This window comes from Wolbachia endosymbiont (group A) of Aleiodes leptofemur (assembly GCF_964028465.1).
Taxonomy (GTDB): Bacteria; Pseudomonadota; Alphaproteobacteria; order Rickettsiales; family Anaplasmataceae; genus Wolbachia; species Wolbachia pipientis.
The window spans coordinates 104888-129876 of sequence record NZ_OZ034782.1 but is presented as its reverse complement, the minus strand read 5'-3'; the positions used below and the strand labels follow the sequence as shown (position 1 = coordinate 129876).

Sequence of the window (24989 nt, the reverse complement as noted above, 5' to 3'; positions counted from 1 at the left end):
AGGTGGAGCAGCCAAATATTATCGAACCACTGAACTTCGAAGAAATCTTTTCACGAATGAAAGAAGAGCTAGTGAGTCGAGACGCAGGTTTTACAGCATTAGTAGAAAGTGACCCAGCGATGAAGATTCTGGAGGTAGCAGCATGGCGAGAACTTTTGCTGAGAGAAAGAATAAATGAAGCAGTAAAAAGTAATTTAGTGAAGTTTGCAATGGGAGAAGATCTTGATAATTTAGCTGAATTTTACGGAGTTGAAAGAGAAAAAGAAGAAAAAGATGAAAATTTTAGGAAAAGGATTAAAGCAAAGATAGTTGGCTGGTCAACAGGAGGAAATTATCGGTATTATGCATTATCAGCAGATACAAGAGTAAAAGATGCATTAGTAGAATCACCTGTACCAGGAAAAGTACAAGTTTCAATCTTATCAACACAATTATCCACAACTGGCATACCCGAAGAAGAATTACTAGAAATTGTCAGAAATCAGCTAAACAGGGAGGATGTGAGGATTTTAACAGATACAATAGAAGTGGTAAGTTGCAATATTATTGAAATAGATATCCACAGTAAAATTAGCATTAAAAGACCAGATATTATTGAAACAGTGAAGAAGAAATTTATCGAAAAGTTTGAAGCAAGCAAAAGACTGGGATGGAGTGTTACAAGATCATGGATAATAGCAAATTTATTTGTAGATGGTGTAGAAAACGTAGAATTAATAGAACCAAAAGAGGATGTTGTGGTACTGGGGAATGAATGTGCAAATTTGAGAAATTTAAAATGTTACTGCCACCAAATGCAACAAAACAGGAAAAAGGGCTAGTAGAAGCAATCGATTATAAAGTTGATCCAAGCAGGATAAGAGGATTTAAGCTTAATCCTAAAGATGAAATACTATCGTGGATAATAGAAGAATATGGGTTAGGAGAGATACTGCATTGGGCAAAAGACAAAAGAAAAGCCGTAGAGGAAGGAATAAAATTTCAGCGTTTAAGAGGAACATCAGCGTCACTGAAAATAGCATTAAAATGGGCAAATATAGAAGATATTACAATTATTGAAGAGCCACCCGGTAAACACTTTTTTGAGTTGCAAGTAGGGATAAAAGAGGTACCAAATGATTTCTTTGTTGATGCAGTAGTAGAACTAGCAAAGCTATCATTACCTGCAAGATCGAGACTAATGAGGATTTTTAACGATCACTACAATATTAGCAGGTTCATTTTAGATGAAAGCTTTTTTGGCAGTTTGTTATCGGATTATTCAGGGTTAAAAATAGAAAAAGATGGACCAGTGTTATCATTTGGAAGAGTAAATTTTTTCAGGTCTAGTGGTCCAGTTATTAGGATAATAGAAAACTATCTACGCGATCATTATGAGCAAGCATTTAGTAATGACATATATCGATTAGATGTAGCAATACTTGGAGAAACCGAGCCTCACACAAAGAATTATAACGGTCTTTATGAAAGAAGTCATCAGTGGAATAATTTAAAAACGTTATATCCGCTACCACAGAGCTTATTACCTGAGATTAAGTTTGCTAAAGCGCAGATAGTATTATCAGATAGCTGGAACTTAGGGGAAATAAACGCATGTTTTCCGGTTACGAGCGTAGAAGAGGAAGGGGATAAATTTTTACTAGGAAGTAGCAAACTATCTGAACAACTGTGGAATTTAAAACACAAACCAATTTTAGAAAGGTTTAGCGTTACTCACCATTACAAGGTAGAAGACTTTACCAACCAAAAAGTTATAAGATTTGGTGTCGCAGAACACTATGTTCATTTTGAAAACAATTTAGATTTAAAGCAAAAGGACGCAATACACGAGTTAGAAAGTTACATTTTGGTATTTTACCCAGGAGTACTAACGTGGCACGAACATCGTCATTTGAACAGAAGTTGGAAAAATAGCCAAGTAATATCTATAATAAGTTAAGCACTTATATTTAGATCCTCATATATTATGTTAATAATAGGTTAGAGTGTATGAAATAAAAAGAAAAAGACTTGCTTTCTTATGCTAAAACGGACATGACTTGAATAGCGGCAGGTATAGCTCTTTTTACAATAATCCGAACAGACCGTAATATGCTACTGGCCTGCTATAGCCATAAACACATATCTTATCGCATTCGGACTATTATAAGAAAGGCTATAAGAGGTTGTCCGGAAACTAGTAAATTCAAGCATATTCCCTCTTTAACATAACCCTACTCATAGCTAGGTATATGAAATTCTCAGTGGATGTTGTGAGTAAATCATACTCCTTCGATAGCCTTCTATTCCTATTAACCCAAGCAAAAGTCCTTTCTACAACCCATCTTCTTGGCTGTACTTTAAACCCTTGTTCTCTTGTTGGTAGTAGCTCAGGTGGAGTATCTTTGTGCACCCAAAATCTACATGGAGGCCTTTTAACAATTTCAATATCTATGTCATATTCTTCCTTTATGTGATTCTTTAAATTTCTTCCTTGGTATCCCATGTCAGCCCACATTTTTTTAACTTTAGTATATTTTGTTCTCATATTGTTTAATGCTATTTTAATACCATCTCTATCATTTTCGTTAGCAGCGCCTACGTAACAACCTAGTATAAAACCCTGAGTGTCTGTAATTATATGCCTTTTTCTACCCTTTACTTTTTTACTTCCATCATAGCCTTTGATCCCCCCTTTTCTGTAGTCTTTACAGATTGACTATCTACTATACAGGCACTCGGCTGCTCATTCATTCCTATTTTTCTTCTACTATATTTTGTAATTTCATAATTCATTTTCTCAAAAATTCCCTGCTTCTTCCATTGCCTGAACTGCTCATACACAGTCTTCCATAGCGGAAAATCATTTGGTAAATACCGCCATTGACACCCTGTACGCAATACATAGAAAATTGCTTCTAATATTTCTTTTTTGCTATACTTTGGCGGCCTTCCTCCTTTCTTGTATGATACTCTGAAGTGTTTTTCTATTCTTGCCCATTCCCTTTCGCTTAGATCTGTTGGATACTTTTTTCTCATCTTTACCCCGTACTAAAATTTCAGATATTATAGCCTTTTACTTGTTTCCGGACAACCTCTAATAGTGACGTTGTTTGTTATAAAAAATTTCTATATATTCAAATATAGCAGTTTTGATATGCTGTTTAGAGTGCCGAGAGGTGTCTATTGGTAACTCCCTTTTTAGAGAACTGAAGAAGCTTTCTACAACAGAATTGTCGTAACAACAGCCTTTATTACTCATCTATATTCTTTACAGCTAAGAGATATTGATACCCTTGCGCAGTATATTGTGAACCTTGGTCACTGTGCAGCAGTAGATTTTTAACAGGTTTACGCCTATTAATGGCCATTAATAAAGAATTCATAACCAATTGTTTATTTATTGCACTACTCATTAACTACCATACGTGAGAATTATTGCTGCCAAATATAGCCATCCCTCCTTGGTTTTGATGTAAGTAATCCCATACTTTATTTGGTTGATCAACAATAAAGTTTTGATCTAGTATATTGGGAGCTACAGCTCTATTATCTGTTTGTTGTTTTTTAATTTTAAACTTTCTTTTCAGTATAGCCCTGATGTCATTTTTCTGCATAATACTTTGCACCGTTTTCAAATTGCAACTTTTACCCAAAGCCTTCAATTCAGCATGAATTTTAGGAGCTCCATATCTACATTTAGAAACTTGATATATTTTTTGAATAGCTTCGAGTAGCTCTTTATTTGCTGATTCTCTACTGCTTATTTTTCTTGTGGTCCACTTATAGTAGCCACTAGCAGAAAATCCTACATAATTCCTGTACTTTATAGCAGTTACTATATAAAAAAATATTTTACTCTTTTTGACTGGCCAGGGCTTTTTTTTAAATGTCTCTTTCCCTTGTTACTCTTGCTTTGTAAATCAAACCTCTCTTTGTCGTAAGGAGCCATGTTACCTCTACCTGGAAATGCATTTGCCGCTGACTTTTTTTCGTTGTGTTTCTTTATCCATTTTCCTAATAAACCACCCTTTATTCCTAAATCTCTTGCTATTTTTGTAATTGTTTGACCTGCCTTTCTTTGTTCATTTGCCAGTTTAACAGCTTCCAATTTGAATTCTGCCGTATATTCTCTTACCATTTCTAATCCTCCAAAATTTTATTTTACCCAAAAAAACTCTTTTCTTTCTCTCCACTTTTTCTGGGTAAGGTCAGTCTTTAGGCACCCAAACAAAGGGAAATGCTGGATAAAAAGAAAATACTTTAAAAAGTATAATAACGATAACTGGCGTTTTATGACAAGTAACAAGATACATCTTATTATACACAGCGATCATGTTATTAAACGACATATCAAAGTGCAAAAAACCAGATCTCCATATGATGGTGATTGGGTTTATTGGGGTAAACGTCTGAGAAAAATACCAGATAAGCCATTAAGAGTAATAAAACTATTGAAGTTACAACAAAGTAAATGTGATAATTGTAGACTATGGTTTAAAAGTGATGATACAATAGAAATACATCACAAAGACCGGAATAGACGAAACAACATGATCAAAAACTTATCTTTGTTACATGGACATTGTCACGATGAATTACACAGGAGGTGTGCATGAAAAGCTCCAAATTGGAGAGAAGCCGTATGAGGCGCAAAGTCTCACGTACGGTTTTGAAGTCGAGTGAGGAGGGGCGACCTTCTTCACTTAGACAACAATATGCAGATGAAACTACGGAAGAAGACTTAAGGAAAATAGCAGAAAAAGCACCAATAATAAAGTTAGCCTACGATGAATTAGACAGGTTTAGCTGGAATGAAAAAGATTTAGTAGCATATGAAGAAAGAATAATGGATCTGCGGAAAGAAGAAGGCATCCTCGCTAAAAAACTTGATGAGGGAAAGATTGAAGTAGCAAAAAACCTACTTAAGGCTGACATCTCTATTGATATTATCTCTCAGACAACCGGCCTTCCTCAAGCTGAGATTAAACGACTTCAGGAAGAAATCACCTAAAAGGCTAATGATCAACGAAAAAATTGTAAGAGAGAACTTAAAAAAAGTCATAGAGCAAAAAAGCGGTAAAGATGTGATCGCTCTTGGCATAATATCCTCAATTATTATTAAAGGTCAAGATGTTGGTTTTGTGCTTGAAGTTGCCGGTAACACGCAAGCAAATGAAGAATTAAGAAGAAATTGTGAGCAAGCTGTTAAAGCTATACCGGGGGTGACAAAAGTGACCGTGGTTGCTACTTGTCAAAAACAAACTGGGCAACAAAAAGCTAAATTACATATCGAAGGAGTGAAAAATATAATCGTTGTGGCCTCTGGTAAAGGCGGTGTGGGCAAGTCCACAGTTGCGCTAAATCTTGCTCTCTCATTAGCAAAGTTAAAACACAAAGTTGCGCTGGTTGATGCAGATATATATGGTCCTTCAATTCCTAAAATGCTTGGCGCTGAAAAATTAAAGCCAGAAATACAGGATAGTAAAGCAATGCCTATAGAAAAGTATGGACTGCATACTATTTCAATTGGCTATTTTATCGATAAAGATCGTGCAGCAATATGGCGCGGACCTATGATTACAAAAGCACTTTATAGTCTGCTAATGGGAACAAAATGGTCCGATATAGAGTATTTGATAATTGATACACCACCTGGAACTGGCGATGTGCATTTAAGTCTTATGGAAAATTTTAACTTAACTGGGGCGATAATAGTTTCAACTCCACAGGAGCTCTCTTTAATCGATGCTCGCAAAATTTATGATATGTTTACAAAGCTCAGCGTACCGGTTATTGGCATTGTAGAAAATATGAGTTATTTCATTCAAAGCGGCTCAAAAATATACATATTTGGAAAAGACGGTGCAAAAAAAATGTCTGAGGAGCTGGGCATCAAACTTCTAGGCAGAGTTCCTCTAGATCCACAAATATGCCATGCTTCTGATTGCGGAAATCCTTTAATGTTAAGTGAGGATTTGGCAGAGATTTATGAAGACATTGCTCAAAGTATAGTTAAACAATAGAATAAGCGTGAGAAACATGCGAATCAAAGTCCTCTTTTGTTAGTTACAAAATAGACTGCTTGCATAACCATTATTTACATGAAAAATTAGCAGCTTTTGTCATTCCAGCGCGTGACGCTGGAATCCAGAAAAAAAGAAGAATGGATCCCAGTGGGCTTTGTTGCATCGCTCTTTGGATAGTAGGTAACGCACAATAAATTTATGAAGCTATCTCAAATTTAGCCATACCAATATCAGTGAACTTATTGAGCAAATAGCATTTAACAAGTAGTTCCTTCTCTCTATTTGTCTCAGATTTATTCCTAAAACTAAACCCGAATGTTTGTTTCAGTCGCGAGAAAAAACTTTCTATATAAGATCTTTTTCCATAACTCATCTCTTTTTTCCACTTCTTTATACCATCTTCATCATATGACTTTATGAGCTTGACTGCAGAATTTCTCTCAGCCATATAGTCTAACTTTGGATGCTCTGCTGCGTTGTTTTTCGGAGGAATTTTCGTTTTTATACCATATTGATTACACAGCTTATAGAGCTTTTCTCTGTCATATGCCCTATCTGCATATAGTACTTTTATGACATACTGAAAATCGACTTCTTTTAGCAAATCACAAGCTCCATAGTGATCAGCCGTTACTGTATTTTACAGCTATGGCTTTTTTGCTGTTTGTATTCAACATTACATGCAATTTTCTTGTCTGTTCATAGCTGCGATACTTTCTATCTTCGCTATTTTATTTGCTATGACCAGGAGTGTTGTTGTATAGCCTTTCTTATAATAGTCCGAATGCGATAAGATATGTGTTTATGGCTATAGCAGGCCAGTAGCATATTACGGTCTGTTCGGATTATTGTAAAAAGAGCTATATATACTAATTCCTGTACTGTCTATAGCAATTTCGATATCTTCCATATTATTTTCTGCAATCATTGATCTTAATATTGAGTTTCTTAAACCTTCTTGATGATTGTGAATAGCTGATAACTTGCAAATTTTTCCCAATTTGCTCAAGGTATCCTGCTATAAACCCAACTGTTTGCCTCAGGCCTATTCTAAATAAACAAGTTATTATGTGCACCAAAATTACAATTTTATCGCTATAAATATTGTTGCCACCTGGTATTTTTGGACCATTCTCGTACCACTTTTCTATGGCTTCGTTGATATAATGAAAAATATTTCCTCTTTTTTCTAGAAATTTGTTATATTCGCTATGGTTACTGACCCTCATTTTTTGTGGCATATTTTTTCTTTCAAGGTTAAATGGCTATTTTATAATGAATTTTGTCAGTAGCCACCAGATTTTTTCAGTTGCTATGCAACAAAGTCATCCCAGTGTCAAGCACTGGGATGACACCTTTATGTTTGAGGCAAAACCGGCCATAGCATTTAACACACTGCCTTCGCAAAATGTTCGTACAGTTGTTCGTTACGTGCTGGAATGACAAGGTGGAGTGTCTTTAGATGTCATCCAAGTAGCTGACACTGGGATCTAAAAAATTTAATTTATATATAAAGTTTGTTTAAACTATTTTCAAAACAGATAAAATATAATTTTACAATTAGCGTAAATAAAATGAATTATGATGTAATCATTTCAGGTGGTGGGTTACTTGGTCTTATTACTGCCATTGGCCTCAGTTGTGACTCTGTGTCTGTAGCTGTGATTGAAAAAAATAGTCTACCACGTGTAGTAGATGACAACCGAGCATTTGCTATTTCTCAAGGTTCGAAAAAAATATTGGAAAAATTAGGGATTTGGCAGTTTATAGAAAGCGAAGCTGAGCCAATACTTGATATATGCATATTAGATGCGGTTACTGTGCATTACAATCATAAAATGGTTGGTGAAGAACCAATGGGTTATGTTATTAACAATGCCACTATATGGAATGCAATCAACAATAATTTTTTGAATAAACTAAATATATACTCTCCACATTCCTATAAAACAATTGCTTGTGATTCAGGATATGTGGAAGTTATTCTTGATAATAACCAGGAATTAATATCATCGCTACTTATCTGCGCTGAAGGCAAGAACTCTAAACTACCAGAGTTATTTTCTATACCGAAAGCGAAATTTGATTATAAACAAAGTAGCATAGTATTTAATGTAAAGCATGAACTGCATCACCAAAACTTAGCTGTAGAGCGTTTTTTTCCTGGCGGTCCATTTGCAATTCTACCGATAAAGGATGGCTATACTTCTTCGATAGTTTGGACAGAAAAATCTGGAATTTCAAAAATGCTAATGGATCTGTCTGAAGAAGAATTTATTATAGAGCTTAAAAAAAGATTTGGTTCTTATTTAGGAAAGATAAAACTAGAGGGTGAAAGAAAACTTTATCCTTTAAGTTTTGTTTTCGCAAAAAAGTTATATAAGGGTAGAGTTTTGCTTATCGGCGATGCAGCACATTCAATTCATCCAGTTGCAGGTCAAGGGCTTAATCTTGGAATTAGAGATGTAGAAAGTATTATAAAGCACGTAGTTGCCGCAAAAGCATCTGGTATTGATGTTGGCAGTAGTTATTTATTAAAGAAAATTTCACGTAACAGATACTTTGATAATTTTACAATGGCGCTTGCAACTGATGGATTAAATAGGATGTTTTCCAACAGAATATTCTGCGCTAAAGCACTAAGAAATCTTGGCTTGATTGCAGTTGAAAATTCAAATTTCCTCAAAAAAAGCTTCATTCGGCATGCTATGGGATTTATATAAATCACTATTTTATAGCTAATGCAAGTCAGGTTTCCCACGGCATACCGCCGCGGTATCTTGGCCGCTAACACGTAGCGGGATGACGAATGTATCTGTTCAGCAGTTGTGTTAAAAGTCAATAGAAAAATTGATGTAGCTGTGGATAAGTACTTTTATCTGTATAAACGTGCTTATCCACAGCTATACTGGCTCTTAGATAGAAACAGACAGAGAGTTATATTCCTCAGTAAAAACCCTGTCATCTCTGACTAAAGAGTTAGCAAGAATAAGCAATTTCCTCATGGCAGCAGTGGAAGCAATTTTATATGGCTTTTTATATTGACTATATAATCTAGTAAAGAAAGGTTTGATATAGGAATTAGGGGGGGGGGAGGGGGGGATGTATGGTCCCAGAGTGTGATGGTATGATAAAATATGAGAAAACAATACCATCAAAGGAGGAATTATGGGACAAATATTACATGGGTGCGCCAAAACAACAGAGACAATTCGTAGAGCAATACAAAATAGTAAAGAGAGCATAGCAAAACTCTCCAGGTATAGCTCTTTCCACAGAAGTCCGGATATGATAAGATTAAGGATAGATGGCGATAAGGAGGTTGGATGCCGGCAGCATATAGTTATGATTTAAGAAAAAAAGCAATGGAAGCACTAGACGAAGGGGAAAGCAGAGAAGCAGTGGCAGCAAGATTTAAAATTGGACGAACTACTTTGTGGGAGTGGAAGCAAAGAAAAAAAGAAACAGGCGACTTTCAGTCAAAAAACTCGGTAATGGAGGTTACAATCAGAAAATTATCGACTGGAATAAGTTTATCGAATTTGCTAAAAAACACGGTAGAAAAACTCTGTCGGAAATGGCTAAACTTTGGGGCAACGTTAGTATCGAAACGATCCACCGAGCTCTCAGAAAAATTGGATTTACGCGCAAAAAAAGACATATGGATACAAGGAAAGGAACGAAGAAAAACGTGCTGAATTCTTAAAAATTATAGCAACAAAAGAACCAGAAAACTTAGTGTATATAGATGAGTCTGGGATTGATAACACGGAGGACTATCCATATGGGTATTGCCAGAAAGGACAGCGATTTTATGCCCTAAAATCTGGAAAAAAAACTCAACGAATCAGCATGGTTGCAGCCTTAAGTAGAAGAAAGATAGTTGCTCCATTAACATTTGAAGGCCACTGTAATATGGATATTTTTAATGGATGGTTTGAGCAATTTTTGGCACCGATCTTAGAACCTGGACAAACTGTCATTCTTGATAATGCTACTTTTCATAAGTCTGATAAGCTTATCAAGCTCGCTAAAGGAGTCGGTGCAGAAATTTTGTATCTGCCGCCTTATTCTCCAGATTTTAACAAAATTGAGCATCATTGGTTTGCTATAAAAAACAGAGCCAGGAAAAACATTCCTCTATTCGAATCCTTTCGTCGTGCTGTTGATTCTGCCTTCCTATGACCTATTCGGACTATTATGAGAAATGCTATACTATACCGCTGCGAACCGTCATACCGCGATTTATTCCATAGCTGTACGAACATTCATTTTTGAAGGTAAACTGCACAGCAAATGGTGTCATTCCAGTGCTTGACACTGGAATCCAGCCGGCTTTGTTGCATCGCTAGCTATGATGGATTAAAGATAAAAAAGGTGGAGAATATCAGTAGCTTATTATTCTGGTATTTATAACAAGAACGGTCAGTGAATACCTAAATTTGAGTAAAAGAAATTTCACTACCACTCACTAATCCGGCTAAAATTCAAGAATTTCAATGCTTTAGCTATTTTCAATAGAATTAAATTTATTAATATAAATAACAAGTTACTATTCTTAAATTTGATCAGATTGATTGCAAAAAAAACAAGATTTTCAATAAGTTGCTTATAATCCTAATTATAGTTAGCCTTTCATAAGTAGCGATGCAACAAAGCCATTCCAGCGTCACGCGCTGCCATGTGATATACAATTTCCTTCGAATTACAACGTACGTGCGCTCTATATGCACTTGATTGACAAATGCTCTCTTATCAAAATCTCAAGAATCTGCACTATATTTAATGCTGCGCCTTTGCGCAGGTTGTCAGCCACTATCCACATATTTAATCCGTGCTCAACAGTATTGTCTCTTCTAATACGCGATACATATACAGCATTCTCCTGTACAACATCAATTTGAGTTATGTATTCACTATCTTCACGCCTGTTGTACACTAAAACTCCACTATCTTCGGCTTCACTTAGCACTTCACGAGCTTGTTCTTCAGTGATATGTTGATCAAATTCCACATTTACTGCCATAGCGTGACCGATAAAGACGGGTACCCTTACACAAGTTGCAGTAACTTTTATATCTTCCTCTAAAATTTTTTTTGTCTCCTCTTGCATTTTCCATTCCTCTTCTGTAGAGCCATTTTCCATGAATTCTCCTACATGGGGAATGCAATTGAATGCTATTTGCTTAGAGAATATCTTGGGTTTTTTAGCTTCGTTCATAAAGATTTTTTTTGTCTGGTCATAGAGCTCATCCATTGCTGCTTTGCCTGCACCAGAAGTTGATTGATAAGTTGAAGCAACGATTCTCTTTATTTTTGCTTTTTGGTGTAATAGATGTAGTACTAGCAGCATCTGTATTGTAGTACAGTTTGGATTGGATATTATGTTGTGGTTTTTATATTCCATAATTTTTTCTTTATTAATCTCTGGAATAATGAGTGGCACACCCTCTTTCATTCTAAAATGGGAACTGTTATCTATCACGATGCATCCAGCCTGTGTTGCAATTGGTACATACTCTTCAGAAACATGAGATCCAGCACAGAAAATGGCTACATTAGTTCCAACGAAGTCATAATCCTCAAGGCATAAAACTGTTAACTCTTTGTCACCAAAGCTCACCTTCTTCCCTTCTGATTTTTTCGATGCAAGTGCAATAACGCAATCTATCGCCTCATCTTGAAATTCAGCAAGCGTGCTTAATACCTCACGCCCTACTCTTCCGGTTGCTCCAATAACAGCAATTTTGTATCTCATATAGATGAACCTCTAATTTTAAAGTTCTATTATATTTTTACTGACAAAATTTACAATTGTTTTAATATTTTTACCTTGCAATTAATTGTAATTTAGCTATTATTATGCAATATTAGTAATATTACATAATGAAATGAAAGATGAGTAAGGAATACGATGAAACTAAGGTTAAACCTGCAATGTCTACACCTCAAGGGCCTGAAGGAACCAATGGATCAAAGGCCCAAAGTGTTCTTTCGAATAAAAGAAAGCCTACAATAAATTTTGATGATAAAAAGTATGGTGTAAAAACCTCTAAAATAGACCAACAGTCTCTAAACAAAAGACAAGAATCTTCAAAGCTAAGAGATCTCTTAAGGTCAATACCAATAATAAGGAGATTTTTAGCAAGGATTTTCACACCTGAAAAAATAGAAATCATCAGTAACCCTATATATGACAACATGGAAGCATATAAAAAATCGCAGGAAGATTACCCTAGTAAGATAAAAGATGAAACTAGTATAGATGATGAACACACAAAAGAAGTAGATAGTAAACTTGAGAAGGGTAATGTTGAACAAGTGGACAACAAGAAAAGTCGTAGTTCATAAATATCAATCATTTAAAAATTATCTCTAGTTATAACATTGTATCTGTTCAGATGCATGGCTCATGTACAAATATTGAAACAAAAATTCCAGTGCTCCTTTCTCGTCATCCCAGTGCGTGACACTTTTATCTTTATGATGTGAGGCATTAGAGCTAAAATACCTCACAGGGAGGGTGAAGCTGATGCGACACTAATGCCATTAAGCCAGATTTTGCTTCCCTCCCATAGAGTTAAAGACTGAACAGTATCTTTTGGAATTATATCCCGTATTACAAGGTTAGTCTAAACTCTCAGTTTATTTATAGTCTTGGAGGCAATTTTATGCAAGTAAATGCTATTTTGGGTGTGGATATTTCAAAAAAGAAATTTGATGTTTGTTTGTTAGTGGACAGTAAAAAACGACACAAAGTCTTTCAAAATAATCAAGATGGTTTTGCAAAACTTGTAGTTTGGTGCAATGGCCATGGAGCAAATCTTACTCATTTATGTCTTGAAGCAACTAGTTGGTATGGAGAAGATTTGGCTACTTTTATGCACGATTTAGGACATAATGTCAGTATAGTAAACCCAGAAAGCTTTTGGCAAAAGTGAGCTGCTCAGAAATAAGACAGATAAATCAGATGCAGCTATGATAGCTAGATTTTGTATCGCCAACAAACCTGCTCTTTGGAAGCCCATTGCACCTGAAATGAGGCATTTGAGGGAGCTTTACCGTTGCATGCAATCGCTAAAAGATGATAAGGTGCAACAGACAAATCGCTTGGAAAACAAAAATATGCATTCCAGTTGCAAAGAAGCTATATCTAAAGTAATTTTGGCAATAGAGGAGCAAATTATTGTTCTCGAAAAAGAAATTAATGAGCATATAAATAACTATCCACATCTAAAAAATATGGTGGAAAACCTTAAGACTATAAAAGGTATAGGATATCTTACTGCTGTTGCTGTTGTCGCAGAAATGCCATCAGTTGATAACTTTGACAATGCTAAACAATTTACAGCTTTTGCTGGTCTAAATCCAGGACATTATCAATCGGGATCGTCAGTAAGTAAGAGAAGTTGCATATGCAAAATAGGATCTGAGCGTATTCGAAAAGCTCTTTATATGCCAGCTATAGTAGTCAAAAACCATAATAATCATTTTCAAAAGTTTTGTCAGCGTCTAGCAAGTAAAGGCAAATGTCCAAAAGTCATAGTTCTTGCGTTAATGCGAAAATTAATGCATGTCTTTTTTGGTATTCTTAAAAATAATCAACCATTTAATTGTAATTTTGTTGGATAATTTGTTTGACAGCAGAGACAGTATCTGGGATCCAGATTGGGCACTAAGTTGGTAAACACGAAAGCGATTAATCCTTTACAACGTTTTTGATGGAACTGCGCGAAAGAACTGGATGCCAGTGTCACGCACTGGCATGACACCCATTTCTTCCTATAGTTGTCTTTTCTCGTCTACCTTATTTTGCCACTCTGCTGAACAGATACATAACATTTGCTATACAGAAACTCTGCGATACCAAAATAAATAAAGAGGTACGCCACTTGCAGTGAATAAGCTTGCGATCAGCAAGGTATTCACAGAAGTTTCAAATATTACCCAGCAGCAAAAGGTTGTTGCTATACTGCCAATTAAAAATTTGTAACAACTCTTTTCTTGCACAATAACTTTGAGAAAAGCAAGACTGCATGCAAGGTAAACAAATAAAAATGAAACTACAGAAAAGTCGATAATTGATGTGATCTGCTTAGCAAAATTGTTGCTTGAAGTGAGGATTAGTAAAGTTGCAGTTCCAACTGAGCTAGTTGTTATGCCCCAGAAAGGAGAACCGTGCTTGTTTCTTTGAGCAAAAAACTGTGGCATCAGTTTATCTTTTGCAAGGCCAAGGGCCACTTGTCCACTAGCTAGTACCCAAGCGTTTAAAGTACCAACACAAAAAATGAACGCAGTTATAGAAATAATCAAGTGCCAATTGCCAGAGGCCATAATTTTTATTGCGTCAACATATGGTGCTCTTGAACTTGCTAAATCATTGCCATTTATTAATCCCATAATTGCAAGATTGTTGATAAAATACACAACAGCAACAGAGATTGTTCCAAGTACCACAGCTCTTGGTATTGTTCTAGCTGGATTATCAACTGACCCTGCAGGTGCTGTTGCCAATTCAACTCCAATAAAACCCCATAGAGTAATAAGTGTAGAACGGGCAAGAATCTGCGATGTTGTAAGATTTGATATTTCTTCACTTATGATGAAGTTATTTCTATCAAAAAAAAACAATGCTGCTATAGGTATTACAAGCAATACAGAAATTTTTATCACCGTCAATAAAAACTCAACACGTCCAGCAGTAGCTACTCCTCTAAAATTTATTAGTGTAATAATTGTAAGTAATAACATCTCTAAAAACAGATGTACGTTTTGAATATCTTCATGGAAAAATGGTGTAAGATAACCAACACCCACAACTATTACGGCTGTTGTGCTAACCCATGAGATCACCCAATACGTCCAACCAACAAAAAAAGCTGCAGCAGGGCCAAAAGCATGCTTTACATAGACGTGAGGGCCACCCGTTTCCGGAAATTTTGCGCAGAGTGAGGCAAAAACTAAAGCAAGAGATATAGCACCAAGCCCTGATATTATCCAGCTTATAAGGCTATACATGCCATATGGAGCAAGGCTAATTGGAAGCATAAAAATTCCAGAGCCAATTTGGCTGCTAATCACTAAGGCAAAAATAGCCCAAAAACCTATTTTATTTGACACAATAATTCTTATCTAAATAGATTAACAATATACCCTAAACTCAGAAATTTCAATTGATCTTTTAACATAAAAACTTGCATTTTTTTCAATTTATTCCTAAAATAGATTATATTAACAGATTATTAAGAGGGGGTTATGAATCCGAGATTAAAAGCATTTTTGGTTGTTTGTAGTATTATTGCATTTTTGATTGCACTTTTGTTTCTCGTGTATTATTTAAATCTTCTTGTTCACTATATCCTTGACCCGATTCTAGTTCGTCCCTTTGAAAGATTATACAAAAACTTAATTGTTGATGGTCTTTATGCCTATTTATCTACAAGCACTTCTAGCCCTGCACTAGCATTTTTGGCTACAGGTTTTATTGTTATTGCTGCGTTTATTTGCCTGAATAAAATGCTTCTTCCCTTGCAAGAGAAGATCATAAACAACTATACCTCCTTTAAAAACAACAATATTGATAGCAATAGCATGTTGTTTGAGGTTTATAAAGATCCAACAATAAAATTAAAGGACAAAATCTTATTCTTCAGTATACACTTGATATATTACCTACAGCTTCCATTTTTGTATATTGCATCAAAGGTATCAGCTCTACGTGGGTTTCTTATATTTAATTTTGGTTTATTATTGTTAAATTATGCACTGCTAATTCCAGTAGCACTTCTTGAGTTAATAAAATATCCATCAGTAAAACTCTTTTCACCTTTGGGTTTGAATGTAAAGCAGCTAAGCTTTTTGTTTAATGTAAGTGATGTGGGTACTAGTAGTCAGAGCGTTCATACTAGAAGTTTTCAGCAAAGCGTTATTGAATGTGCCAAAAAATTAAAGGAAGAACATGGTACGCCGTTAAATGAGTTGGATGAAGAGTTTAAAAGTTATATAAGCGGTTTAACAAGTCAGCAAAAACGAATGATAGAACCTTATCTAAGATTGGATGGTTATGAAACTGGGGAGTGGGTAAATTGGGCAGATTCACAAACCGGATTGACATTGACACAGGCTATAAATTTAGTTTTAATTGCGGCAAGAAAGCAAAATGCAGATATAGAATTATTGAAGTCTATATTACTGGTTCGCTTTGAGGAAAGTAATCGCCAATGTGGTCCTGGAATGCTCAACCGTATCATTTATGCATTAAGTGGTCTTAAAGCGGAAAATAATTTTGCAGCTCAACTAGAGCCTCAGCCAATAGGAAAGTTGGCTAGTGATGCTACTAAAAGATTTCTTGAGAAATATGTGGATAAGCACTACCATAAAATAAAAGTTTTGAAAGAAAATTTTGATAACTTGTATTCACCAAGTTCTGGGGTGGATTTGAGCAGCGTGAGTGATGAAGTAAAGGATGGCATTTCTTATACAAGAGATGCTATAAAAGAATTTGTGTTTAAGGAATTATATGTAAAGTTTTATAACGACTATGGAGAACATATTCGGAGAGGGCAAATAAAACAAAGGCTAAGAGAATTAATAACAGATGAAGTCATAGATGCAGCAATATCTTATAAGATAGACGAGATAGAAATTCCTGCAGAACCACTTACTTATCTTGAAAGAGTAAAAACATTTTTTGGAGGTCATGCAAGGTCTTCTGCTGCTTAGTGGTTTAGTTCGTGCTATATAGCTAAACTGACTTAGATTTACTGACAATTTTAAAACAACAAATTCGTCATTCCGCTACTAGTTAGCGGAATCTATACCGCGAATGAATCCATAGCTGTACGAACATTGTGATTTGAGAGCAATTTCCACAAGGGAGGGTGTCATTCCAGTGCTTGGCACTGGAATCCAGCCTTTATTATGCAGCCACTTGGTTGAAATTAAGTCTTCTGGATCCCAGTGTCTAGGCACTGGGATGACACCATTTGCTGTGCAATTTACCTTCAAAAATGAATGTTCGTACAGCTATGGAATGAATCGTGGTATGACGCGTTAGCTATAGCTTTGTCTTCCCTTTTCTGAATGGCTTTCAAGCTGCTATCTCTACAAAAACTATATTTTTCTTCAGAAGAGAGTTATATTGTAACTATGGACAAAATAATCATAAAAAAATTTGGTGGGACTTCGCTAACTGATTTAAACCGAGTTGCAAATTTGATAAAAAACGATATTGAGAAAGGTTGTAATGTAATCGTTGTTGTATCTGCTGTTGCAGGATTTACTGACCAAATGGTTTTTCAGGCTAGGCAAATCTCAAATTTAAGTTATAGACAAGAGTTATCAGAGTATGACGTTATGCTTTCAGCAGGAGAACAAATCTCTTGCGGTCTATTAGCTATCACTCTCCAATCGATCGGAGTTAATGCTAAATCGTGGCTTGCCTGGCAGTTACCAATTGTAACTGATGATTTTTATTCTGAGTCTAAAATAAAAACAATAAAGATTGAACGTGTGAAAAGATCTTTTGCTGAGGGTTATACTGCTGCGATCATTGCTGGTTTTCAGGGTATAAATGATGATAGAATCACTACTTTTGGAAGAGGAGGCTCTGATATATCAGCAGTTGCCTTCGCGGTAGCCTTTGGTGTTAGAACTTGCGAAATTTTTACTGATATTGATGGAATATATACAGCAGACCCGAGAATTGTTCCAAAGGCACGCAAGCTCAAATTTATCTCTTACGATGAAATGTTGGAAATGTCGTCATCTGGTGCTAAAATACTGCATAATCGTTCAGTACAACTTGCAATGAAACATAACATTAAAGTGCAAGTGCTATCCACTTTTAAGGAAGTAGAAGGCACCACAGTGCTACACAAAAGGGATGTACTAGAGAGATACTTAATTACTGGAATAACTTATAGCACTAATGAAGCTCTTGTAACTTTCACTAACCTTGCAAATAACTTGCGTACTTTAAGAGATATAGCAGGAGCAAACGTTAAAATTGATATGATACATGGGTCAAGTTTTGTTATCTCCAAATTTGATATTGATTTAATGGAAAAGTTACTGAATAAGAATGAAAATTATGCTATAAACGATAATGTAGCTAAAATTTCAATAATTGGTATTGGTGTTATGTCTAACACTGAAGTGATGCACCGCACACTCAAGGTTTTAAGCGAAAAAAAGATAGAAATACTTGCTATCACAACATCTGAAATCAAAATCAGTATAATTGTTCAAAAAGAATGCGCTGTAGCTTTAGTCAAAGATTTACATACTGAGTATGAGCTTGATATGCAGCACTAGGATAGGCTTGACGTCCAGTTGTCTAAGAGTATGTCTCAAAAAGGAATGAGGAAAAAAATATGATAGTGTAAGTAAAAAATAGGAGGGAAAATTGTATCCAAGTGATATAAGTGATAAGGAATGGGAAATTTTGGAGCCACATGTTGCACAAGGAAAGATAGGGAGGCCAAGAAAGCACAATATCAGAACAATTATTAATGCAATAAGGTATATAATGAGAGGTGGTTGTCAATGGAGAATGCTGCCGAAAGATTTTCCTCCATGGAAGACGGTGTATGACTATTTTCTCAGGTGACGTAGTAATGGCAAATTGGAAAAAATACATAATATGCTAGTAAAAGAGGTGAGAAAAATGTTTGGTAAAAATGAAACACCTTCAGTAGGAATAATTGACAGTCAATCAGTAAAAACCACTCAAAAAGGGGATCCAGAGGATATGATGCTGAAAAAAAAATAAAGGGTAGAAAACGTCATATTGTTGTAGATACAGTGGGCTTAATTATTGCGGCTGATGTTCATAGTGCAAGTGTTCAAGATCGTGATGGTGCTCTAAATCTTTTCACTCAAGCTAAATACAAGGCTCCAACTTTACGTAAGTTTTTTGCTGATCAAGGATACATAGCAAAACCGCTGTTTATTGGAGACAGGATACGATTACCAAGAAAGCTGTTGATGTTACAGGATTTTTCGACAATCTGGACCACAATTTAGCACTGCAGGCTATCAAGAAGCACACAGACTGCAAATGGGTCATACTGTATGTTGAAAGTTGGATGAAATCCCCTATTCAGCAAGCAGATGGCAGTAAGGTAGTTAGGGAAAAAAGGAGTTCCGCAAGGAGGTTCAATAAGCCCAATCATTTCAAACATATTTATGCACAATGCATTTGATATATGGATGAAACAAAATCACCCAACAGTACCATTTGAAAGATATGTGGATGATGCGATAGTGCACTGCAGAACTAAAAGACAGGCAGAATTTATGCGAGCAGCAATTGAAGAAAGATTGGCATAATGTAAGCTAAAATTGCAACCTGATACCAATGCCATTCCAAAACTCCATCATTATACTGCCTTAGTATAACCTTCTCACTTCTATTGTCTATTTGTTTGTTATGTAATAGAAATTGGTATGAGATTGAAGAATTAAGTGTGAACGGTTACAGAATTTTTGCCAGGAGAAACATATAGTTAAAGTAATTCAGATTTGTAAGATATGTTTATCTGCAATTATAGCTTCAACAGTAGGCAATGTTGCTTTTAATTACCTCAACATTTTCTCTTGGCAATTCTTTAATGAACCGAGAAGTGCGCATCGGTTGCCACTGGTTGTTAATTTCCCTCCTATCTGCACATGAAATGATTAACCTTTCTTTGGCTCTGGTTATGCCAACATATGCGAGTCTCCTTTCTTCTTCTAAAGCTTTACCACTTTTGTCATCAAAAGATCTTTGATGAGGAAATAATCCCTCTTCCCAACCAGGTAGAAACACGCACGGGAATTCAAGTCCTTTGGCTGCATGAAGAGTCATAACATATACGGTGTCATCGTTATTCATATTATCCACTTCCATCACCAGACTTATATGCTCCAAGAAAGTTGTGGCATTATCGAAATTTTTTAAAGATGAGATGAGCTCTTTAACATTTTCTATTCGTGCTAAGCCTGTTACCTCCTCATTTTCAAGCATTTCAATATATCCTGATTGGTTTGCTACGATTTTAACGAATTCATGCAGTGGTTTTACGCTTACTATTTCTTCCCAAGCTTTAATTTTATTTAAAAAATCGTTGAGTGAGAGTTTAATTCTTTCGGTTACCTGATTACTATTAACTAATATTTTTGCTGCCTCAAAAAAAGAAATTTTGTTATCCTGAGCAGTCGTGTATATTTTCTTTAGAGTTGTAGCTCCTATGCTTCTTTTTGGCCGATTTACTATCCTTTCGAAAGCTAAGTCATCGTTATTGTTTGTAACAAGTCTTAAATATGCAATTATATCCCTGACTTCCTGACGTTCGTAGAATTTTACGCCACTTATAATCTTGTAGGGAATTGAATATTTTATAAAATACTCTTCGAGAACTCTAGTTTGAAAAGTGGCCCTTACCAGCACTGCAATGTCACTAAATCTGTATTTATTGAGTTTCAATATCTGTTCGCTTATGAACCTTGCTTCAGCTTTCCCATCCCATAATTTTATTAGATTTACCTTTTCCCCTTCAATGTTTGTTGTCCACAATTTTTTTTCTAAGCGAGTCTTATTGTGATTGATAACATATGACGCAGTTGCAAGTATGTGGGATGTTGACCTGTAGTTACACTCTAGTTTAACGGTTTTTGCATTTTTAAAATCATCAGAAAACTTCAAAATATTTTCAACTTCTGCACCACGCCAACTATATATCGACTGGTCATCATCTCCTACACAGCAAATATTTGAGTGCTCTTTTGCAAGGTATTTTAGCCAAAGATATTGTATCGCATTTGTATCTTGATATTCATCTACCATAACATATTTAAACTTGTTTTGGTAGTAGGACAGAACTTCGGTCTTTTGATTAAAGAGCTGTATGTTATATAGCAATAAGTCACCAAAATCGACAGAATTAAGGAATTTCAACCTTTCCTGATACTGGTGATAGACTTTGAGTGCAGTTACATATACTGGCCTAAATGATTGAATATCTTCCACTTCAGATGGCAATAAGCACTTCTCTTTCCATTGCTGAATAATATTCATAATGGTCTTACATTTTTCTGATAGGTAATCAGGATTTATTTCATTGATAATATTTTTTATTACCTGTAATTGGTCATCCACACCAATGATTGTAAAATTGGGGTTTAAGCCCACAATTTCTGCGTGCAGGCGCAAGATTTTTGCTGCAATTGCATGGAAAGTGCCAAGCCATGGTATGTTTGTGCCCGTTAGCTCAAGTACCCTTGATACCATCTCATTTGCTGCTTTATTTGTAAATGTAACTGCTAATATCTCATCAGAATAAGCGTGACCGTTTCTAATTATGTGTGCTATTCTTGAAGTAATCGTTCTTGTTTTTCCCGTCCCGGCTCCTGCCAGTATCAAAACTGGTCCATCTATGTTAGTTACAGCTGATTGTTGTTCTGGATTTAGCAGTGAGAGATAATCGTTCATCGTAGCCCTATAGATTATAACTTCGTAAAGTTAAACCTATGATTGAAATATTGTAAAGGTTTTATTGAATAGAACAGTTAAAGAATGCTTCACTCAAGTACTACATATTTAAACGTAGGTTTTACATCTATTTTGTTTTAGTAGTTTCAGGTGTATGTCGAGTAACAACAACTTGATTTGAGGTATTGGCACCAGAACTTCTGCTTGTTGGGTGGATAAGTGGAGTTTGGAATGGCTTATATGTACGGTTTAGTTCCTTCATTTCTATTTCTTCAACTTCAACAAGGGGTTTTTCTTTTGGGGTATAGCGATTATGCGTTGCAGGTCGTTCAGTGAGATTTTCATATGTTTCTTTCAACCAAGTTCCGATATCATACATAAATCCATACGCTTTTTCTTTAAATTCTCTCAATGATCTACTGAAACTTGCTAGTGTGTTATTAAAGTAAATTGTCATATAGTCTCTTGTGGTGTATTGATAACTTTCTCCATCTAGTCTGCTACTTTGTGCGTTAGAACTATTGTTGCTTTTAAAATAACCAAATATGTTGTACATTTTGAGCCGCCATTAATTACTAACATACACATATTATATATTGATAAATTAAGGACTTAGTGTATTGATTAAGCACTTAGAAAGCGCTCTGTATAATAATTTAAAATGGAGCTGGAGCTTTGTAGTACAATGTTTTCAAACGTTTAATATAATATTGACTTTACAACGATAGTCACTTTAAATTAGTAACTATTGTTGCAGTTAAAGTATCAATGCCTTTTTTCTTTTATTTTTTTGCAATTCTTAGCATTTTATCTGCTGTATGCGCAATTAGTGTAAGAAATCCTGTGCATGCAGTATTATTTTTAATTTTCACCTTCGTTAACTCTGCAGTGCTTTTCATTCTCCTTGGAGCTGAATTCATCGCTATGATGGTACTGATAGTATACATCGGTGCAGTTGCAGTGTTGTTCCTCTTTGTAGTTATGATGCTCGATATTGACTACATAAGATTGCGCCAGGGTTTTGCGAAGCATTTCACTCTTGGTGCTATATTGTGTGGTGTGTTTTTTTTGATTATCAGTTTTGTAATCCGCAGCTCAACGCTGAATATAAGTAATGTTATAAACTATAATGCCAATAACGTGAAAGCTATCGGTAATTTGCTCTACACTGACTACATGTACGCTTTTCATCTTTCTGGAATTTTGCTACTTGTTGGAATTGTCGGTGCAATTGCTCTTACTTTGCAGGACAAGAAAAAAGGAGTTAAAAAACAGAATGTATTAAAGCAATTGACGCAATCTTCATCTGTAAAATTGGTTAAGGCTAAATTTGGAAAAGGAGTGGAATGGAAATAGGATTAAATCATTTTTTGATAGTTACTGCTATTTTGTTCACTGTTGGGGTGTGCGGTATTTTCATCAACCGTAAGAGCATAATCAATATATTGTTATCAATAGAAATATTATTGTTGGCGATTAACATCAATCTAGTTGCTTTTTCTGCCTTTATGAATGATATAGTTGGGCAAATTTTTGTGATGTTTGTGTTGACTGTTGCGGCAGCAGAGTCAGGAGTTGGGCTTGCAATATTGGTTGTATATTATAGAAGCCGTGGCAATATAGATGTTGAACAAGCAAATTTAATGAAAGAATGAAAGTATGATGGATATACTGAAATTAATAGTATTTTTGCCACTTTTTGGTTCGCTATTTGCAGCACTTTTTAGAAAAAGTCAGTTAGTTACAACGGCAGGGATTGGAATATCTGCAGTTTTATCTTGGTATGTTTTTCTCACCTTCTCTGAAAATTATCACTTGAGTTTATTTCCTTTGTTTTCATTGAGCATCTTAAAAGTAAATTGGGCAATTAGTGTGGATGCTCTCTCATCCTTAATGCTTATTGTTATTACCACCGTTTCACTGGTAGTACATCTCTACTCTATCGGTTATATGGAGCATGATAAGGGGAAGTCGAGGTTTTTTTCTTACCTATCGCTATTTACGTTTTGCATGATTGTGCTGGTTGTAAGCGATAATTTCGTGCAGCTTTTTTTTGGCTGGGAAGGGGTTGGCCTATGTTCTTATTTACTCATAGGATTTTGGTTCCAAAAATATTCTGCAAATAATGCAGCAATTAAAGCATTTGTTGTGAATAGGGTAGGAGACTTTGCACTATTGATTGGAATCTTTCTTATTTATTATACATTTCACTCTTTGAATTTTACTGAAGTTTTTGACACAACTGATCTTCTTGGCACGCAGAACATTAGGGCATTCTGCTGTGAATTCAAAGTAACTCATATAATATGCATATTACTTTTTATTGGCTGTATGGGTAAATCTGCACAGCTTGGTTTACATGTTTGGTTGCCAGATGCAATGGAAGGGCCAACTCCTGTTTCTGCACTTATTCACGCAGCAACGATGGTAACAGCAGGTATATTTTTAGTAGCAAAGTGTTCTCCATTGTTTGAGTTATCAAATGTGGCACGAGAATTAATAGTTATCGTTGGAGCACTCACTGCTTTTTTTGCAGCCACCGTTGCAATTACTCAGAACGATATAAAGAAAATAATTGCTTATTCAACCTGCAGTCAACTTGGTTATATGTTCATGGCATGTGGGCTTTCTGCTTACAATGTTGCTATTTTTCATTTAATGACACACGCTTTTTTTAAAGCTCTACTATTTCTTGGTGCTGGCAATGTGATTCATGCAATGCATCATGAGCAAAACATTCAGAAAATGGGAAATTGCTGGAAGAAAATCCCTTGCACTTACGCTCTCATGTGGATTGGATCTCTTGCGCTTTCTGGGATATTCCCATTTGCAGGTTTTTATTCAAAGGATTTGATAATTGAACATGCTTATAGCACGGATAGCTTTGCTTTTGTAATAAGCTTAGTTGTTGCATTCTTCACAGCGTTTTACTCTTGGAGGTTATTGCTTCTTGTGTTCCACAGCCAAAAACAAAGTAAAATTAATATACATGAGGCACCAAAGATTATGCTTATACCATTACTGATACTCGCTTTTGGATCAGTATTTTCTGGAATATGGGGAGCAAATATTTTGAACATAACTAGTAATGCGTTTTGGAAATCAAGTTTAGTGATGATTGATGAGCATGGAGTTCATAATTTCTTTATAAAACTACTGCCAACCTTAGCAAGCCTAAGTGGAATAGCACTTGCGTACCTAATTTACCAATATCAAGTAATTAGGCAAATTAAGAGTAAATTTTTACTTAAGTTTTTGCAGAATAAATGGTACTTTGATGAGGTGTATGAGTTTGTTATAATTGCACCGATAAGGTTTATATCTAGGCTTCTATGGAAGTTTGATGTTAAGGCTATTGATTCATTTGGACCAAATGGTGTTGTAAGGTTGGTTAATGAATGTTCAAAAAGTTCTATAAAGTTACAAACTGGTTATATATTTGATTATGCATTTATTATGTTTGTTACTCTAATAATCGGTGCTTTATATATTATTGGAATTAAATAGAA

At 35.4% G+C, this 24989-nt stretch carries 28 protein-coding genes and 3 pseudogenes; 20 read left to right on the top strand and 11 right to left on the bottom strand.

Annotation, left to right across the window (positions count from 1 at the left end; translation table 11 throughout):
• The first annotated feature begins 2 nt into the window (after positions 1-2).
• Together ABWU67_RS00750 and ABWU67_RS00745 are read left to right on the top strand one after the other, a co-directional pair.
• Positions 3-821, top strand: coding sequence for a baseplate J/gp47 family protein (locus ABWU67_RS00750; RefSeq protein ID WP_182282600.1), 819 nt, complete (start codon positions 3-5; stop codon positions 819-821).
• Positions 779-1939, top strand: a complete 1161-nt coding sequence (locus tag ABWU67_RS00745; RefSeq protein ID WP_353282217.1) for a phage tail protein — start codon at positions 779-781, stop codon at positions 1937-1939. The genes ABWU67_RS00750 and ABWU67_RS00745 overlap by 43 nt, the downstream gene beginning before the upstream one ends.
• 246 nt (positions 1940-2185) lie before the next feature.
• On the opposite strand, the gene ABWU67_RS00740 is transcribed toward ABWU67_RS00745, so the two are convergent.
• The 5 genes from ABWU67_RS00740 to ABWU67_RS00720 all read right to left on the bottom strand — a co-directional run bounded on the left by ABWU67_RS00740 (position 2186) and on the right by ABWU67_RS00720 (position 4120).
• Positions 2186-3018 (bottom strand): IS5-like element ISWpi1 family transposase gene (locus ABWU67_RS00740; RefSeq protein ID WP_353282041.1). Its coding sequence is split into 2 segments (ribosomal slippage): positions 2186-2649 and positions 2649-3018, totalling 834 coding nucleotides; the frame shifts between segments, so codons are not numbered across the junction.
• A 58-nt stretch (positions 3019-3076) separates the two neighbouring features.
• Positions 3077-3241 (bottom strand): IS3 family transposase, encoded by a 165-nt coding sequence (locus ABWU67_RS00735; protein ID WP_141456809.1) that lies wholly within the window; start codon positions 3239-3241, stop codon positions 3077-3079.
• Positions 3234-3395, bottom strand: coding sequence for a DDE-type integrase/transposase/recombinase (locus ABWU67_RS00730; RefSeq protein ID WP_010082071.1), 162 nt, complete (start codon positions 3393-3395; stop codon positions 3234-3236). Before ABWU67_RS00730 ends, ABWU67_RS00735 begins: the two co-directional genes overlap by 8 nt.
• Positions 3396-3398: 3 nt before the next feature.
• Entirely contained in the window at positions 3399-3695 is a 297-nt protein-coding gene (locus ABWU67_RS00725; RefSeq protein ID WP_231115910.1) for an IS3 family transposase, read from the bottom strand.
• 122 nt (positions 3696-3817) lie between these two features.
• Complete coding sequence (locus ABWU67_RS00720; protein WP_264373917.1) at positions 3818-4120, bottom strand: transposase; 303 nt, start codon at positions 4118-4120, stop codon at positions 3818-3820.
• Between the two features lie 474 nt (positions 4121-4594).
• On the opposite strand from ABWU67_RS00720, the gene ABWU67_RS00715 reads away from it, so the two are divergent.
• On the top strand, positions 4595-4993 hold the full coding sequence (locus ABWU67_RS00715) for a hypothetical protein (RefSeq protein ID WP_341822054.1): 399 nt from the start codon (positions 4595-4597) through the stop codon (positions 4991-4993).
• Between the two features lie 7 nt (positions 4994-5000).
• Positions 5001-6005, top strand: coding sequence for an Mrp/NBP35 family ATP-binding protein (locus ABWU67_RS00710; protein ID WP_007548295.1), 1005 nt, complete (start codon positions 5001-5003; stop codon positions 6003-6005).
• Positions 6006-6204: 199 nt separating this feature from the next.
• On the opposite strand, the gene ABWU67_RS00705 is transcribed toward ABWU67_RS00710, so the two are convergent.
• Positions 6205-6612 carry a transposase gene (locus tag ABWU67_RS00705; RefSeq protein WP_007548764.1) on the bottom strand — a complete coding sequence of 136 codons (408 nt, stop codon included), beginning with the start codon at positions 6610-6612 and terminating at the stop codon, positions 6205-6207.
• 307 nt (positions 6613-6919) lie between these two features.
• A complete protein-coding gene (locus tag ABWU67_RS00700) occupies positions 6920-7249 on the bottom strand; it encodes a transposase (protein ID WP_264329437.1) in 330 nt (109 codons plus the stop codon).
• A 333-nt stretch (positions 7250-7582) separates the two neighbouring features.
• Here ABWU67_RS00700 and ubiH point away from each other — a divergent pair, with 333 nt between their 5' ends.
• The 3 genes and pseudogenes from ubiH (at position 7583) to ABWU67_RS00685 (ending at position 10193) form a co-directional block, all read left to right on the top strand.
• Positions 7583-8731, top strand: a complete 1149-nt coding sequence (ubiH, locus tag ABWU67_RS00695; protein WP_353282040.1) for a 2-octaprenyl-6-methoxyphenyl hydroxylase — start codon at positions 7583-7585, stop codon at positions 8729-8731.
• Between the two features lie 445 nt (positions 8732-9176).
• A pseudogene (locus ABWU67_RS00690) lies at positions 9177-9272 on the top strand (IS481 family transposase); the annotation flags it as partial.
• A 62-nt stretch (positions 9273-9334) separates the two neighbouring features.
• A pseudogene (locus tag ABWU67_RS00685) lies at positions 9335-10193 on the top strand (IS630 family transposase).
• Between the two features lie 538 nt (positions 10194-10731).
• Here ABWU67_RS00685 and ABWU67_RS00680 read toward each other — a convergent pair.
• A complete protein-coding gene (locus ABWU67_RS00680; RefSeq protein WP_010962945.1) occupies positions 10732-11766 on the bottom strand; it encodes an aspartate-semialdehyde dehydrogenase in 1035 nt (344 codons plus the stop codon).
• 140 nt (positions 11767-11906) lie between these two features.
• Between ABWU67_RS00680 and ABWU67_RS00675 the strand changes: the two genes are divergently transcribed.
• From ABWU67_RS00675 to ABWU67_RS00665, 3 genes and pseudogenes are all read left to right on the top strand, one after another.
• On the top strand, positions 11907-12359 hold the full coding sequence (locus tag ABWU67_RS00675) for a hypothetical protein (protein WP_015589289.1): 453 nt from the start codon (positions 11907-11909) through the stop codon (positions 12357-12359).
• A 320-nt stretch (positions 12360-12679) separates the two neighbouring features.
• Positions 12680-13064, top strand: a pseudogene (locus ABWU67_RS00670) (IS110 family transposase); the annotation flags it as partial.
• Positions 13047-13640 carry a transposase gene (locus ABWU67_RS00665; protein ID WP_341820549.1) on the top strand — a complete coding sequence of 198 codons (594 nt, stop codon included), beginning with the start codon at positions 13047-13049 and terminating at the stop codon, positions 13638-13640. The pseudogene ABWU67_RS00670 and the gene ABWU67_RS00665, both read left to right, overlap by 18 nt.
• Positions 13641-13853: 213 nt before the next feature.
• Here ABWU67_RS00665 and ABWU67_RS00660 read toward each other — a convergent pair whose 3' ends face one another.
• Positions 13854-15128: an APC family permease gene (locus ABWU67_RS00660; RefSeq protein ID WP_010082345.1), complete on the bottom strand. Its 1275-nt coding sequence runs from the start codon at positions 15126-15128 to the stop codon at positions 13854-13856.
• A 135-nt stretch (positions 15129-15263) separates the two neighbouring features.
• On the opposite strand from ABWU67_RS00660, the gene ABWU67_RS00655 reads away from it, so the two are divergent.
• From ABWU67_RS00655 to ABWU67_RS00625, 7 genes are all read left to right on the top strand, one after another.
• Complete coding sequence (locus tag ABWU67_RS00655; RefSeq protein ID WP_353282039.1) at positions 15264-16730, top strand: hypothetical protein; 1467 nt, start codon at positions 15264-15266, stop codon at positions 16728-16730.
• A 133-nt stretch (positions 16731-16863) separates the two neighbouring features.
• Positions 16864-17064, top strand: a complete 201-nt coding sequence (locus tag ABWU67_RS07210) for a hypothetical protein (RefSeq protein ID WP_010962949.1) — start codon at positions 16864-16866, stop codon at positions 17062-17064.
• Between the two features lie 92 nt (positions 17065-17156).
• Positions 17157-18323 carry an aspartate kinase gene (locus ABWU67_RS00645; RefSeq protein ID WP_010962950.1) on the top strand — a complete coding sequence of 389 codons (1167 nt, stop codon included), beginning with the start codon at positions 17157-17159 and terminating at the stop codon, positions 18321-18323.
• 91 nt (positions 18324-18414) lie between these two features.
• The gene (locus ABWU67_RS00640; RefSeq protein WP_007549940.1) at positions 18415-18618 is read left to right on the top strand and encodes an IS5 family transposase; all 204 of its coding nucleotides are present in this window, start codon (positions 18415-18417) and stop codon (positions 18616-18618) included.
• A gap of 33 nt (positions 18619-18651) precedes the next feature.
• Positions 18652-18780: a hypothetical protein gene (locus tag ABWU67_RS00635; RefSeq protein WP_255317429.1), complete on the top strand. Its 129-nt coding sequence runs from the start codon at positions 18652-18654 to the stop codon at positions 18778-18780.
• Positions 18723-19034: a transposase gene (locus ABWU67_RS00630; RefSeq protein WP_081420825.1), complete on the top strand. Its 312-nt coding sequence runs from the start codon at positions 18723-18725 to the stop codon at positions 19032-19034. Before ABWU67_RS00635 ends, ABWU67_RS00630 begins: the two co-directional genes overlap by 58 nt.
• Before the next feature lie 162 nt (positions 19035-19196).
• Positions 19197-19340: a hypothetical protein gene (locus tag ABWU67_RS00625; protein WP_353282038.1), complete on the top strand. Its 144-nt coding sequence runs from the start codon at positions 19197-19199 to the stop codon at positions 19338-19340.
• A 223-nt stretch (positions 19341-19563) separates the two neighbouring features.
• Here ABWU67_RS00625 and ABWU67_RS00620 read toward each other — a convergent pair whose 3' ends face one another.
• Positions 19564-21480, bottom strand: a complete 1917-nt coding sequence (locus ABWU67_RS00620) for an ATP-dependent helicase (protein ID WP_264338041.1) — start codon at positions 21478-21480, stop codon at positions 19564-19566.
• A gap of 127 nt (positions 21481-21607) precedes the next feature.
• Positions 21608-22036, bottom strand: a complete 429-nt coding sequence (locus tag ABWU67_RS00615; RefSeq protein ID WP_010082321.1) for a hypothetical protein — start codon at positions 22034-22036, stop codon at positions 21608-21610.
• A 212-nt stretch (positions 22037-22248) separates the two neighbouring features.
• Here ABWU67_RS00615 and ABWU67_RS00610 point away from each other — a divergent pair, with 212 nt between their 5' ends.
• Genes ABWU67_RS00610 through nuoL form a run of 3 tightly spaced genes read left to right on the top strand, consistent with a single transcriptional unit; the run spans position 22249 to position 24987 of the window.
• Entirely contained in the window at positions 22249-22836 is a 588-nt protein-coding gene (locus tag ABWU67_RS00610; RefSeq protein WP_353282037.1) for an NADH-quinone oxidoreductase subunit J, read from the top strand.
• Positions 22827-23135, top strand: a complete 309-nt coding sequence (gene nuoK, locus ABWU67_RS00605; protein WP_264373713.1) for an NADH-quinone oxidoreductase subunit NuoK — start codon at positions 22827-22829, stop codon at positions 23133-23135. The genes ABWU67_RS00610 and nuoK overlap by 10 nt, the downstream gene beginning before the upstream one ends.
• A 4-nt stretch (positions 23136-23139) precedes the next feature.
• Positions 23140-24987 (top strand): NADH-quinone oxidoreductase subunit L, encoded by a 1848-nt coding sequence (nuoL, locus tag ABWU67_RS00600; RefSeq protein ID WP_022626390.1) that lies wholly within the window; start codon positions 23140-23142, stop codon positions 24985-24987.
• Positions 24988-24989 lie beyond the last annotated feature (2 nt).

Coding starts and splice junctions, on each gene's coding strand:
- ABWU67_RS00745 (WP_353282217.1), top strand. CDS start 779: ATGTTACTGCCACCAAATGCAACAAAACAGGAAAAAGGGCTAGTAGAA.
- ABWU67_RS00735 (WP_141456809.1), bottom strand. CDS start 3,241: ATGAGTAATAAAGGCTGTTGTTACGACAATTCTGTTGTAGAAAGCTTC.
- ABWU67_RS00730 (WP_010082071.1), bottom strand. CDS start 3,395: ATGAGTAGTGCAATAAATAAACAATTGGTTATGAATTCTTTATTAATG.
- ABWU67_RS00720 (WP_264373917.1), bottom strand. CDS start 4,120: ATGGTAAGAGAATATACGGCAGAATTCAAATTGGAAGCTGTTAAACTG.
- ABWU67_RS00715 (WP_341822054.1), top strand. CDS start 4,595: ATGAAAAGCTCCAAATTGGAGAGAAGCCGTATGAGGCGCAAAGTCTCA.
- ABWU67_RS00710 (WP_007548295.1), top strand. CDS start 5,001: ATGATCAACGAAAAAATTGTAAGAGAGAACTTAAAAAAAGTCATAGAG.
- ABWU67_RS00700 (WP_264329437.1), bottom strand. CDS start 7,249: ATGCCACAAAAAATGAGGGTCAGTAACCATAGCGAATATAACAAATTT.
- ubiH (WP_353282040.1), top strand. CDS start 7,583: ATGAATTATGATGTAATCATTTCAGGTGGTGGGTTACTTGGTCTTATT.
- ABWU67_RS00680 (WP_010962945.1), bottom strand. CDS start 11,766: ATGAGATACAAAATTGCTGTTATTGGAGCAACCGGAAGAGTAGGGCGT.
- ABWU67_RS00675 (WP_015589289.1), top strand. CDS start 11,907: ATGAGTAAGGAATACGATGAAACTAAGGTTAAACCTGCAATGTCTACA.
- ABWU67_RS00665 (WP_341820549.1), top strand. CDS start 13,047: ATGAGGCATTTGAGGGAGCTTTACCGTTGCATGCAATCGCTAAAAGAT.
- ABWU67_RS00655 (WP_353282039.1), top strand. CDS start 15,264: ATGAATCCGAGATTAAAAGCATTTTTGGTTGTTTGTAGTATTATTGCA.
- ABWU67_RS00645 (WP_010962950.1), top strand. CDS start 17,157: ATGGACAAAATAATCATAAAAAAATTTGGTGGGACTTCGCTAACTGAT.
- ABWU67_RS00635 (WP_255317429.1), top strand. CDS start 18,652: ATGCTAGTAAAAGAGGTGAGAAAAATGTTTGGTAAAAATGAAACACCT.
- ABWU67_RS00625 (WP_353282038.1), top strand. CDS start 19,197: ATGCACAATGCATTTGATATATGGATGAAACAAAATCACCCAACAGTA.
- ABWU67_RS00620 (WP_264338041.1), bottom strand. CDS start 21,480: ATGAACGATTATCTCTCACTGCTAAATCCAGAACAACAATCAGCTGTA.
- ABWU67_RS00615 (WP_010082321.1), bottom strand. CDS start 22,036: ATGTACAACATATTTGGTTATTTTAAAAGCAACAATAGTTCTAACGCA.
- ABWU67_RS00610 (WP_353282037.1), top strand. CDS start 22,249: ATGCCTTTTTTCTTTTATTTTTTTGCAATTCTTAGCATTTTATCTGCT.
- nuoK (WP_264373713.1), top strand. CDS start 22,827: ATGGAAATAGGATTAAATCATTTTTTGATAGTTACTGCTATTTTGTTC.
- nuoL (WP_022626390.1), top strand. CDS start 23,140: ATGATGGATATACTGAAATTAATAGTATTTTTGCCACTTTTTGGTTCG.